Source organism: Erythrobacter sp. HA7-11, from assembly GCF_055693605.1.
Genome location: NZ_JBVFUF010000002.1, coordinates 2,288,774 through 2,301,256 on the forward strand (window position 1 = coordinate 2,288,774; position 12,483 = coordinate 2,301,256).

At 60.4% G+C, this 12,483-nt stretch carries 10 protein-coding genes; 2 read left to right on the forward strand and 8 right to left on the reverse strand.

The annotated features are described in order from the left end of the window. Positions 1-5: 5 nt before the first annotated feature. Together ACZ1GU_RS11710 and ACZ1GU_RS11715 are read right to left on the reverse strand one after the other, a co-directional pair. Positions 6-1,202 (reverse strand): acyl-CoA dehydrogenase family protein, encoded by a 1,197-nt coding sequence (locus tag ACZ1GU_RS11710; RefSeq protein WP_472648164.1) that lies wholly within the window; start codon positions 1,200-1,202, stop codon positions 6-8. Between the two features lie 133 nt (positions 1,203-1,335). Further along, positions 1,336-2,919, reverse strand: a complete 1,584-nt coding sequence (locus ACZ1GU_RS11715) for a sodium/sugar symporter (RefSeq protein ID WP_472648165.1) — start codon at positions 2,917-2,919, stop codon at positions 1,336-1,338. Positions 2,920-3,106: 187 nt separating this feature from the next. On the opposite strand from ACZ1GU_RS11715, the gene ACZ1GU_RS11720 reads away from it, so the two are divergent. Continuing rightward, positions 3,107-4,756 carry an acyl-CoA dehydrogenase family protein gene (locus ACZ1GU_RS11720; protein WP_472648166.1) on the forward strand — a complete coding sequence of 550 codons (1,650 nt, stop codon included), beginning with the start codon at positions 3,107-3,109 and terminating at the stop codon, positions 4,754-4,756. Between the two features lie 326 nt (positions 4,757-5,082). Continuing rightward, positions 5,083-6,090, forward strand: a complete 1,008-nt coding sequence (locus ACZ1GU_RS11725) for a transglutaminase-like cysteine peptidase (RefSeq protein ID WP_472648167.1) — start codon at positions 5,083-5,085, stop codon at positions 6,088-6,090. Positions 6,091-6,103: 13 nt separating this feature from the next. On the opposite strand, the gene ACZ1GU_RS11730 is transcribed toward ACZ1GU_RS11725, so the two are convergent. Genes ACZ1GU_RS11730 through ACZ1GU_RS11755 form a run of 6 tightly spaced genes read right to left on the reverse strand, consistent with a single transcriptional unit; the run spans position 6,104 to position 12,421 of the window. Continuing rightward, positions 6,104-7,051, reverse strand: coding sequence for an HlyD family type I secretion periplasmic adaptor subunit (locus ACZ1GU_RS11730; protein ID WP_472648168.1), 948 nt, complete (start codon positions 7,049-7,051; stop codon positions 6,104-6,106). Beyond that, positions 7,048-7,761 (reverse strand): cell wall hydrolase, encoded by a 714-nt coding sequence (locus tag ACZ1GU_RS11735; RefSeq protein WP_472648169.1) that lies wholly within the window; start codon positions 7,759-7,761, stop codon positions 7,048-7,050. The genes ACZ1GU_RS11730 and ACZ1GU_RS11735 overlap by 4 nt, the downstream gene beginning before the upstream one ends. Continuing rightward, on the reverse strand, positions 7,739-8,080 hold the full coding sequence (locus ACZ1GU_RS11740; RefSeq protein ID WP_472648170.1) for a hypothetical protein: 342 nt from the start codon (positions 8,078-8,080) through the stop codon (positions 7,739-7,741). The genes ACZ1GU_RS11735 and ACZ1GU_RS11740 overlap by 23 nt, the downstream gene beginning before the upstream one ends. Beyond that, positions 8,077-10,293, reverse strand: a complete 2,217-nt coding sequence (locus ACZ1GU_RS11745) for a type I secretion system permease/ATPase (RefSeq protein WP_472648171.1) — start codon at positions 10,291-10,293, stop codon at positions 8,077-8,079. Before ACZ1GU_RS11745 ends, ACZ1GU_RS11740 begins: the two co-directional genes overlap by 4 nt. 37 nt (positions 10,294-10,330) lie before the next feature. Beyond that, on the reverse strand, positions 10,331-11,731 hold the full coding sequence (locus ACZ1GU_RS11750) for a TolC family protein (protein WP_472648172.1): 1,401 nt from the start codon (positions 11,729-11,731) through the stop codon (positions 10,331-10,333). Between the two features lie 18 nt (positions 11,732-11,749). Then, on the reverse strand, positions 11,750-12,421 hold the full coding sequence (locus ACZ1GU_RS11755) for an OmpA family protein (RefSeq protein ID WP_472648173.1): 672 nt from the start codon (positions 12,419-12,421) through the stop codon (positions 11,750-11,752). Positions 12,422-12,483 lie beyond the last annotated feature (62 nt).

The window sequence follows — 12,483 nt, forward strand, 5'->3', positions numbered from 1 at the left end:
GCGCTTTACAGGCCGAGGATCATCTTGGTGATGATGTTGCGCTGAATCTCGTTCGATCCGCCGTAGATCGAGGTTTTGCGCATGTTGAAATAGGTCGAGGCGGAGTGCTCGGCATAGCCTGGGCCGACCGGATATTCATTCGATCCCGCATCCGAAACGCTCGGGTAGAACGGCGTGCCATAGTGTCCGACGGCTTCCAGCGTCAACTCTGTGAGGCGCTGTTGGATCTCCGTCCCCTTAATCTTGAGGATCGAGCTTTCCGGACCCGGCCCCTTGCCCGCCTGCTCCCCTGCAAGCGTGCGCAGCTCGGTGATTTCGAGCGCGGACAGGTCAATTTCGAGCTGGCTGACTTTGCGCGCGAAGTCGAAGTCGCTCATCAGCGGCGCACCATCCATCTGTTCCGACTTGGCGATCTCGCGGAGTTTCTCCACACCGCGCTTCGAGCGAGCAACACCGGCAATCCCGCTGCGTTCGTGAGCGAGCAGGAATTTGGCGTAAGTCCAGCCCATGTTCTCTTGCCCAACGAGGTTTTCGACCGGCACGCGCACATCGGTGAGCCAGGTCTCGTTGACCTCATACCCGCCGTCGATCAGCTTGATCGGGCGCACTTCTACGCCCGGTGTCTTCATGTCGATCAGGATGAAGCTGATGCCCTCTTGCGGCTTGGCTGCATCAGGATCGGTGCGGCACAGGAAAAAGCCCCAGTCAGCGTGCTGCGCGAGCGTCGTCCAGGTCTTCTGACCATTGATCACATAGTGGTCGCCATCGCGCACGGCGGTGGTCTTGAGCGAGGCAAGGTCGGAACCCGCGCCCGGCTCTGAATAGCCCTGACACCACCACACATCGCCGCTGCGAATGCCCGGCAGATGCTGCTCTTTCTGCGCGTCATTGCCGAAGGTGTAGATCACAGGACCAACCATCGAGACGCCGAATGGCAGCGGCATGACCGCATTTACGCGCGCGTTCTCTTCGGACCAGATATAGCGCTGCGTCGGGGTCCAGCCCGTGCCGCCATACTCGACCGGCCAAGCGGGAACCGACCAACCCTTTTCACCCAGCACCTTGTGCCAGGCGACCATGTCTTCTGGGTCGAGATCGTCGCGCTGCGTCAGTCCCTCAAGCTGCTTCGGATAGTTCTCTGCGATAAACGCGCGAACCTCATCGCGGAATGCGAGCTCTTCGGGGGTGAAATCCAAATTCATGGGAGTCTCTCCTGATCATTCCCTCACAGCGATAGTGGCATTCCTGCGAGGGACTGAAAAGGGGTGACGCAACGGCAAGTGGCGCGATTTTTTTGCAAACCCGCGCGCACGGACCAGAACTGTTGCGCCTAACTCACCAAAGAACGGCGTAGAGCCCGACAAGAATCGCGATGGTCAGGATCGAAAGCGCGTTGAAGATCGGAGCGGTCGCGAAGGCTATATCGCCCAGCTTCACGGTCCGCTCTTCGTCAGGTGCAGCGGTCATGCGAGACACCGCAGCCGCCGCGACCAAGCCAACCAGGAACACGATCCAAATGCGGATCACGAAAGGCATATCTGGCAAAGCGGCGTTGACAATAAAGTTCATCACCACGGACCCGATAAGCGCCGTAAACGCTCCTGCCGCGTTGGCACGCTTGTCGAAGAAGCCCAGCAAGAATACGATCACAACGCCCGGCGCGATATATCCCGTGTATTCCTGAACCGTCTGGAACGCGCTTTCAAAGCCTCCCAGAAAGGGCTGCGCAAGAACAAGCGCCAGCGCCATCGCGGTGAAGGCCGCGATGCGTCCAACCGTCACGTAGTGATGCTCGGTCTCTTCCGGCTTTACGCTGCGATAAAGGTCCATTGTGAAGATGGTCGAGATCGAGTTCATCATGCTCGCCAGCGACGACACGACCGCAGCGATCAGCGCCGCGAATACCAGTCCGCGCAGGCCAGCAGGCGCAAAGCCCATCAGCTCGCCATAGGTCCGATCTGAACGCTCAGCCAAAGCGCCCGCATCGAGCGCGCCTTGCTGCGCAAGGATCACCGCCGCAATGCCGGGGATCACCACAATGAATGGTACGATCAGCTTGAGCAGCGCGGCAAAGGCCAGGCCCTTTTGCGCTTCGCCGAGGTTTTCAGCGCCCAGAGCGCGCTGGATGATATATTGGTTAAAACCCCAATAGCTGAAGTGGAGCACCCACAACCCGCCAAGCAGGGTCCAAATGCCCGGCAGGTCGCCATAGGCGGGATGATTTTCATCAAGGATCATTTCGAAATGACCCGGCATTTCTTGGGCGAGGAATCCGAGGCCACCCAGTGCGCCATCCGCTGGCAACGCATCAAGCGCGAACCATGTGATGGCAAACCCGCCAAAGATCAGAATGACGACCTGGATGATGTCTGTAAGGGCAACCGCTTTCAGGCCACCATAAAGCGAATAGAGCGCCGCAAAACCCGCCAGCGCCGCCATGCTCGGCAGCACCGCCCAGCCGGTCAGTGTGCTTACGGCAAGACCGCCAAGCCAAAGAACCGTGGTGAGGTTCACTGCGGTATAGAGCGCAACCCAGAAAACGCTCATCAGCGTCTTCACGCCGCTGCCATAACGCTGCTCAAGGAATTGCGGCATCGTGTAGATGCGCCGCTTCAGGAAGATCGGCAGGAAGTATTTCGCAACAATGATAAGGACGAGCGCCGCCTGCCATTCGTAGGCGGCAATCGCGATGCCCACGGCAAAGCCTTGACCCGACTGGCCAATGATCTGTTCGGCTGAGATGTTGGAAGCGATCAGCGACGCGCCAATCGCCCACCACGGCAAAGCGCGACCGGCGAGGAAGTAGTCCTCCGTGTTCTTGTCGTGGCCCTTTGGCTCACGGCTTACTGCCAAGGCGATTCCCAAAAGCGCAACCGCATAGGCCGCGATAATCACGATATCGATCGTCTCAAGCGTCACGAAATGTACTCCCCAGTGATCCCGTGTTGCGACATGCGGTAAAATGAAGCGCATGGCCAGACCTGCGGCTCAAAAACCCCCGGATGAGGCGGGTCTTGCTTCCGTCCTCGGGATGCGTGACGATGAAGCGGAGCAAAGTTTGGACACATGACTGGCGAATCTGGTCGCATTGCGTAAGCATGGCACGATGACCGACTGGATTTCACTCGCAAGCGAAGCAGCCGCCAAGGCCAAGAGTTTTTCGGACCGCGTTCACTCCAAGGTTGCCGATCGCATTTTCACCGATGGAAGGCTGGATGCGGCGCTCGCCGAGCAAGGGCAGCGCGCTCTGCACGGATTTGCATGGATAACCACCACTGTCGAAGCGCTGGGCGCTGCGAGCCGCTGGGCGAAGTCTGCATCGGACGTCGGGGTTTTCCAACCGGTCGATGAATTGTGCCTGAGGGTCGGGTTCGGGGAATATTGCGCGCAGTTAGCAGGCGGCGTGGCGATGAGCGCCAATGAGATCGTGCGCCCGGCTGAATTCGGTCTGGAAGACGCCGCGAGGAGCTTTGCCCAAGATCCAGCGATCGCGGCCTTTCTGAGCGAGGGAAGCACAGCAGCAACGCGCGCCGAGCTGGCGCAGAGGCTGGCCGAGGGTGAGCGCCCCTACGAAAGCCTGGGCGATGAAACGCTCGATATGATCCGCGATCAATTCCGCGCCTTCACCGCCGACCAGATCACACCCCACGCGCACGAGTGGCATCTCAAGGACGCGCTGATCCCGATCGAGGTCATTCAAAAGATGGCCGACCTCGGCGTATTCGGCGTCTGCATCGCCGAAGAATATGGCGGGCTTGGCCTTGGCAAGCTTGCGATGGCTTTGGTGTCGGAAGAATTGTCGCGTGGATGGATTTGCGCGGGCTCACTCGGTACACGCTCGGAAATCGCGGGCGAGTTGATCGGCGAGAACGGGACGGACAAACAGAAAGCGCGGCTGCTGCCCAAGATCGCCGATGGCTCGATCCTGCCGACTGCCGTCTTTACCGAACCCGACACTGGCTCCGACCTCGCATCGGTAAGCACCCGCGGCCGCCAGCAGGGTGACGGCACATGGCGCATCGACGGCGCGAAGACCTGGATCACCCATGCAGCTCGTGCGGACCTGATGACGGTTTTGTGCCGAACCGATCCGGACAGGCCGGGCTATGGCGGGCTTTCCATGCTGCTCGCGGAGAAAACGCGCGGCAGCGACGACGCGCCCTTCCCCGATGCGGGCATCGACGGCAGCGAAATCGAAGTGCTCGGCTATCGCGGAATGAAGGAATACGCGCTCGGATTCGATGGCTTTGTCGCGGGTGCTGACAGTCTACTCGGCGGGGCGGAAGGGCAAGGCTTCAAGCAGCTGATGCGCACCTTCGAGGGCGCGCGCATCCAGACCGCCGCCCGCGCCATCGGAGTGGCTTGGAACGCGTTCGACCTCGCGCTCGGCTATGCGCTGGAACGCAAGCAATTCGGCAAGAACCTGCTCGCCTTCCCGCGCGTGTCAGACAAGCTCGCGATCATGGCGGCGGAAACGGTGATGGCGCGCGAACTTACATACGCCTCTGCCCGGCACAAGGATCGCGGAGAGCGCTGCGATATCGAAGCGGGGATGGCGAAGTTGCTGAGCGCACGTGTCGCTTGGGCGAATGCGGACAATGCGCTGCAAGTGCATGGCGGCAATGGTTATGCGCTGGAATACCCGATCAGCCGGGTGCTGTGCGATGCGCGCATCCTCAACATTTTCGAGGGTGCGGGCGAAATACAAGCCCATGTGATCGGGCGCGGATTGATCGCGGGACGCATCAACAACTAGCTTTGCGAACCGTGAACCGGCGCGAGAGAATCGATTTGATCTGACCCCTTGCTTTGGGGCGGTCGCTGCAAGTTGCTTAGGGAATTCGGACCAGAGATTCTGAATCAAATGCTAAGCTAACGCTAATTTCTGCAGTATTGTTTGCTCGAATACTGTGATCAGGTGTCGTTTATTGATTGCCCGATGGGCCTAAAAATTTCCGAAAACCAACCGCTTAATGATCCGCGCCATGCGGCCTGCGCGGTCACTTGGAAAAAACATAGTTTCCTCGGAATTAACTCTACCTAAGAACTCATCCTTGGCAGTGACCGTGCGAATTGGTTCGCATGACACGGACCAACCTCTTCACGCAGACAGCCAAGGGACTCTTCGGCTGCTTTGCGATCAGCGCAGGCATCGCCGCAGCTCCGGCGCATGCAGGCGTGATGGCGGTTGCTGTCCAGCCGGTTTCGACGACTATCGCGGCCAATACCTTGTGTGCGACGCCAACCGTCGCGCCCGCATTCGCTCAGCAAGCGCAGCCCACAACTGTGCGCGGCGCCAAGAGTCAGGCGATCCTTGGCAATGAAATGAGCGCGCTCGAGTTGATGCGGGCCCAGCAGGCAGGCGCAGGCGCGGCGCAGGTTGCGGAGACAGTCCAGACCTTTACCGTCGAAACCCTCGCTCCTGCGAGCGCAGGACGAGGCAAGCTGATTGAAACCTGCAGCTCCAGCATCGCGCCGCTTATTGGCGGTTCGCAAGAGAGTGGCATCATTCAGATACCGGGCAGAGCCCAAACTGCGATGCCAGCTGGCGCACGCGCGCCGATCCTCCAAACGCTGGGCGGCGATGATTTTCTCGCTTCCAAGCGGATCAAAATCGGCAAAACCAGCTTTGATCGCGACTGGAAACGCGTGCGCAAGGAGTCCCTGTCAGGCGTTCTTCGCGCAAACTTCGGCAAAAAGCCTGGCGCGTCGCTAGAGACGATCGACCAGATCAATCGCTGGGTGAACCGCAAGGTCGACTACGTTGAAGACCGCGATCTGTTCGGCAAGGCCGACCATTGGGCGGGCGCGCGCAAGACTCTGAAGCTCGGCAAAGGTGATTGCGAGGATTACGCGATCACCAAGATGCAGCTGCTCGCAGCAGCCGGCATTCGTCGCAAGGACATGTTCCTGTCGATTGTGAAGGACACGGTACGCCGCCAGGACCACGCGTTTCTGGTTGTCCGTCACAAGGGCCAGTACCTGATCCTCGACAATGCGACGGACACAATCCTCGATGGCTCGCAATCGCACGATTACCGCCCTGTCCTGAGCTTCAACTCAGACAGCGCGTGGCTCCACGGCTACTGATTTTTTGCGCGATTTAGCGCTCGGTTAGAGCGCGGTCGAATGCCTTGGACACCGGCACGATCTGCATGATCTTCTCGCCCGCATTTACAAAACCGCCTTCTGTCGTGATCTGAACGTCATTGACAATGCCGTCGGCAGGCGCGCGCAATTCGTTGCGCTGCTGACGCGCTTCGGCCCCGCGAATGGTCTCTTCATTAATTGCCATGCGCGTGGTGACTTCGCTGCGTTCGTTGAGCGCTTGTTGCCGAAAGTCCAGCTGGGCCGAATTGAGATCAGCCTGCGCCTGACGGATCGCAGCAGAGGCTCGCCCGGCGGCCTGCTGAGCGGCGGACAAGCGCCCCTGCGAGTCCACAAGATCGCGCTGCGCGGTCAGCAATTCAGTACGCGGAACAATGCCTTGCTGCGCCAATGGCTCAAGCATGGTGACCTGCTCGCGGGCAAGCCGCACGCTGTCGCGCAGAGACGAAACCGTTGCCTGCGCCTCGCTGAGATCGCGGCGACGCTGATCAATAGCAGCGGCCAAAGAGCGCTCCCGCGCCCGCGCTGCCTGCGTGCGGGCCTGTTGCAAACGCTGCTCATCAGCGCAGACCGTTCCCGGTTCACACCCAAGCGATCCGCCTGACGCTTCGTTTTCGAGCCGCTGCGCGCGCACCGCAAGCCGCTGATTCTCGGTCTGCAACTGGCCCAGCTCCGAGGCCGACTGCGCATCGTCGAGCAGAACGAGCAATTGCCCCTCTTTCACTGTCTGTCCCCCGCGCACGAGAATTTCCTCGATCACCGCAGGCTCGGAAGGCTGCACCAATTGCGCTTTGCTCGACGGGATTACGCGGCCCGAACCGCGTGTAATGCTATCGACCTCGGCAAACCCGGCCCAGACCAGCAGGATCAGCGTGCCAACGGCGGACGCGATGATGAGCTTGCGCGAAGCATCGAGCCGATCCCAGCGTTCCGTCACGCTCACTGGGCTGCCTCCCCTGCAGGAACTTCCTCAGGCGCGTCCGCATCGCGTTCGGCCACAGCCTCACCCTGGCTTTCCAAAGCCGAACGATAACTGCCGCCAAGTTCGGTCGGGTCGGGAATGCTCAAACGCCATTCCTTTGTCGTGTCGATACGCCCGCCAACATCATTGACCGCATGGCGATCGGTCTCAGCGGGAGCAACCGTGAGGCCGGGCGTCCAGGTTTCCTCAAGCGCCTCAATGCCCAATTCCGCGTCGGCATCTGCCAGAGCCAATTCGATCCGCGCCCAATTGATCTGCGGTATCCCCTCAGAGCGTGACCAGCGTGCCCCAAACGCACGCGGCTCGCCCGCACTGCCGGGGAACCGATAGAAAATATGCCGCCCGATCACGTCGAGCTTGGCCAGCGTAAACGCCCATTTCGGCACGACATAATCGGCGTGATAGTGCGTGGCGGTGCCGACGTCGGGCAATTGCTTCCCGGCAATCGCCTCTTTCGCAACTTGCAGAGATTCCGACCATTGGCGCTGCAAAGGCTTGCGCAACAGCGCACCATCGCAAGTGAAACTGAACTGGCAAACCCGCTGGTTCACGCCCTGATAAACAACACCGCAGACCGAGTTCGGATAAGCCGGATGGCGCATGCGGTTGAGCACGACCTGCGCCACCGCCTGTTTGCCGCGGCGTGGTTCATTGGCGGCTTCGTAGTACACAGCCTGGGTTAGGCATTTGAGCGCCGTGCCATACTGCGCACTGCCGTACCGCAATCGGCGTGTAACTCGAAAGGCTACTGAGCATGCCGGTGACCTTGGGAATGCGCGAATTGCGCGATTGCGCATCCATTCCGGCCAGCACCAATTCCTGCCCTTCTCCGGTCGACATATCGGTGAGCGAGCGTTCAATCGCCGGGGCAATCCGCATATTTTCCGCCGCCATGCTGGTGCCATGCGGAGCCATCATCGGCGATCCGACCAGAGCCAGCACCGGCAGCAAAGCCAGCGACTTTAAGCCAAGTTTGCGCCACCGGTTCATTGCGCCAATCCTTCTGCAGCGCCGCCTGCCGAAGCGAGCACATCCTTGATCGGACCGTCTGCGGCGATCTTGCCATTGCTGAGGACAATCAAGCGATCACACAGTGAAAACAGCGCCGGACGGTGGGTCGAAATGACGAGCGTTTGATCGGGCGCAAGCGACGCGCCCAGCTTCTCGGTGAACAGCTTTTCCGTCTGGCTGTCCATCGCGCCGGTCGGCTCATCCAGAAACAGCAATTCGCACGGCGTTACCATCGCCCGCGCCAATGCGAGAAACGAGCGCTGACCGCCAGACAGACGACTGCCGCCTTCGCCGACCGAACGCTCAAACCCGCCGCCTTCGCGCGCGAGGAATTGATCCGCTCCGGTTTCCTGCAGCGCGGCAATGATCCTGTCGTCGGTCGCATCGCGGCGCCCAAGCGCGAGGTTGTCGCGCACCGTCCCGGAGAAGAGCGCGGCATCTTGTCCGACATAGCGCAAGGCATCGCGCAGCTGCCCCAGCCGGTATTGGCTGGCATCCAAACCGTTGACGAGCATCGAGCCTTCGCCCGGTTGATAAAGGCCGCACAGAACCCGCCCCAAGGTCGATTTGCCCGAAGCAACGCGCCCAACAATCGCGATCCTTTCGCCCGGCTTGATCGTCAGATTGATCGCATCGAGCGCCGGTTGCGGCGCGTCAGGGTAGGAAAAGCGGACATTGTCGAGCTGGATTGTCGGCTTTTCGATCACGCTCGCGGTCAGCGATCCGCCCTCTTGCCGCTCGTCGCTCGATTCAAACAGCCGTTCAATGCTGGAAAGCATTTCATTCGCCTGCCGCCCGCGCGTCAGCACGAAGGCGATCTGGCCTGCCGGTGCGAGCGAGCGCGAGGCGAGCATCACGATCGCAATGATCGCGCCCATCGAAATTTCGCCCGCTGCGAATAGGTAATAGCCGCCAATGATCAGCGAAACGGTGGAGACCTGCTGGAAAGTCTGGGCGAGCCCGACGGCGGTCGAATTGACCTTGCGCAGACGCTCTTGCGAGTGTCCGCCTGCTTCGGCCAAACGATACCAGCGGCCCAGCGCTCCGCCCTCGCCGCCCATGCTCTTGAGCGTTTCGATGCCAGCAAGCGATTCCACCAGCAGCGTCTGCTGCAGCCCGTAATCCGCCTGCGCGTCTTGGGCCGCTTCGGTCACTTTGCGCTGCAGGAAATAGCCGGCGATCATCATCGCGATGATGATGGTGAGCGGGATCAATGCGAGCCACCCACCGATGATCGCAATCACCCCGACAAAGACGAACAGGAACAGGACGTCGATCATCAGAACGATCGTCGTCGAAGCGAAGAAATCGCGCACAATCGCATATTCTGAGACGCGTGCGGCCAAGGCTCCGGTATTGCCCTGCCGCTCGTCTAAGGGCGTTGCGAGCAATCGTCCGAAAATCTTTTGCGACAGTTTGAGGTCGAGCCGCCGCGCGATCTGATCAAGCACCGTCGTGCGCCCGCGCCGCAAGGCAAACTCGAGCGCGAAGACCAGCGCCACACCCAGGCCAAGCACCCACAGAGTTTCTGTTGCGCGGTTCGGGATGACCCTGTCGTAGACATTCATCGTGAACAGCGGCAGCGCGACGGCCAGCACGTTGATGTTGAACGAGGCGAGGATCACCGGGCTGAAGGATTTGTATTCCTTGCGCAGCTCACCCCAGAACCAATGTCCGCGCGCCTTTGCATGCCACGGTGCTTCCTCTTCGCGCTGAAGATCGGGATTGGCGTAAACCGAGTAATGCCGCCCGGCGTAATCATCAGCCAGATCTGCGTGCGGACGCCACACTTCCTCGCCGCTTTCCGGCTCCCAGACGCGCAATTCGCCCTCGTTCGCTTCGAGAACGAGAATAAACCGCTCGTCGGAAAGCTCGACCAGCGCGGGATAGGCGTGGTCTTGTTTGGGCAGCTTGCGCTGCCTCAGCGTGTCGTAATTGACGCCCGCAAGATCCAGCGCGGTGTCGGCCTGATGCCAAGGCAGGCGGCCATCAGCGGCTTTAGGTAGAGCTGAGAAGGCGGCGGGGGACAGGCTGGATGCGTAGCGGAGCGCAATCTCCGTCACGCATAGCGCGAGACTATCAATTGCAGGAGCCGCAGCAGGATCCGAAGCTTCGGCGGAGGCGGCTTTCGCCCCCGCACTCGCTTCCGTTCCCGGCCCGGTGTCCGGCAATGTGTTCTCGTGAAAGTTCAACTCTGTCTCTCGTCATCAGGCCAGCTTTCTAGCCCAATTACTTGGGATAGACGCGGCGTTGCAGCTCGGCATCGACCGGTGGACCATACTCGAACCGTTCGCGCTCATTCTCACCTGCGCCTGCGCCAGGTGCAACCCCGAGAGCGTCGATGAAGTTATTGGTAGCAGCCAAAATCTGGTAACGCGCGAAAATTTCGGAGAAACGTGCCGTTTCGAGACGAACTTGCGTGTTAAACCTAGTGTTTTGCGCGTCCAGCACGTCGAGCAGCGACCGCCGACCAATGTTGAACTGGCTGCGATAGGACAGCAGCAGGTCATCGGAAACGCTGGCCTGACGGTCCAGAGCCTCGGCAATCCGCGCCGATGTGTCGCGCGCATTCCATGCCGAGCGCACGTCTTCTTCGGCCTGACGCTGGCGGGTGTGCAGCGCATAACGGGCCTGCGACGAGCGGCGTGTCATTTCCTGAATGCGGGCGCGGTTAATGCCGCTATCCCAAACATTCCAGCGGAACACGACGCGGCCTTGCACATCATGTGTTTTGCCAGAGAAGCCATCGATATCGTCACCGACACGGCCGCGTACTTCGAGGCCGACTGTGGGGTAAAGCTCCCCTTCGGCGGCATCGACGCGGGCATTCGCCGCATCAACATCGGCTTGCGCTTCACGAACCAGCGGGTTGCGAAGACGGGCCTGTCCAACCGCTTGGTCGAGCGAGGTCGGCACAGCTGATGACAGGTCGGGCGGAAGCACAACATTGGTCAGATCGAGCCCAGTCAGCGTCCGCAGCGAGATCTGCGCATCGGTCAGTGTCCGGCGCGCTTCTTCCTCACGCACAACCGCAGCTTGAAGCCGTTCTTCGGCTTGTTGTTGGTCGGCCACACTGATCGAGCCTTGCTCCACACCTTGCGAAAGGTCTTGGAGCAGCATCTGGTGGAACCGGCGATTGTCCTGCGCAGCGGCAGCAACGCGCTGTTGCAACAGCACATCGAGATATTGCCGCGACACCTGGAGCGCGATGAATTCAGACCGCTCCAGCACCCGCAGAGATGCCCCGTCTACGCGCGCAGCCTGACGCAGCAATTCGCCGCGGCGGCGCCCGAAATCGAGCACTGTCCATTCACCCGTAATCCCGATCTCGACCGGGTAGAGTTCCTGGTCGGCAATGCCGAGATTGCGGCGCGTGTTGTTTTCAAGCCGCCGGACACCGGCAGACCCTTCAATATCGACGCGCGGGCCGAACAGGCCTTGCGCTTGCTTGCGCTCGAACTGGATGCCTTCCTTGTTGAACTGGGCTTCTTGCACTTCCGGGTTGGTGCGAACGGCGACATCAATCGCCTCCTGCATCGTCACCGCACCGCCTGAGTTTTGCGCATAAGCAACCGAAGATCCGCCAGAAAGGAGAACTGCAGCCGCTGCTGGTAGAATATACTTAAACATCGAACTTACTCCCCACCCTTACCGGGACACCGTGACTTCAACCCGGCGATTCTGCGGGTTACGAACACCGTCTTCAGTCGGCACTCTTGGATTGCTTTCACCTTCGGCGCGCACCGACATCTGGCTGCGATCAATACCCATGCTCGCCATCAGATCGGCAATCGCACCGGCGCGGCGCATCGACAGCGCGTTGTTATAAGTGTCGCTGCCTGAAAGGTCGGTGTGACCCACCACGCTGAACGAAGACCAGTTGCAGCGCTCCGCCGTGTCGGACACGTTGCGGACTGTCTGGGCAGCATCACCAGCGGGAACCGAAGAATCCCAATCGAAGAAGATCAGCGTCGGCTCCTGCGCGTTGCACTCTGCGCGCTGCGGCGGCGGGGCGACTGGCGGCTGCGTCGGTGGCGGCGGCACGAGGCTCATGCGCTGGTAGGCGTAGTCACACTTGCTAAGGCTTGTCTCGTCACGCGTGCCGGATTTGAGAAATCCGATCGCGATGGCGCACTGCACTTTCGCTTCCGATGCCCACATGTAGCGCGGATCATTGGACGATGCGACGCTATCGTCTTTGGTCGCCGCCAACGCCGCATCGTAGCGCGTCTGAACCGCAGAACGGAGCGTATCGGTATCGCTCGAAGCGAGGTCGCCAGTTAAATCCTGCGCGGCGGCACCCGAAGCGGTTGCTGCCAAAATTATGGTTAACGCAGAGACTGGCACTGATTTTTTTCGTAGAATCATAGTTTCCCCCACTG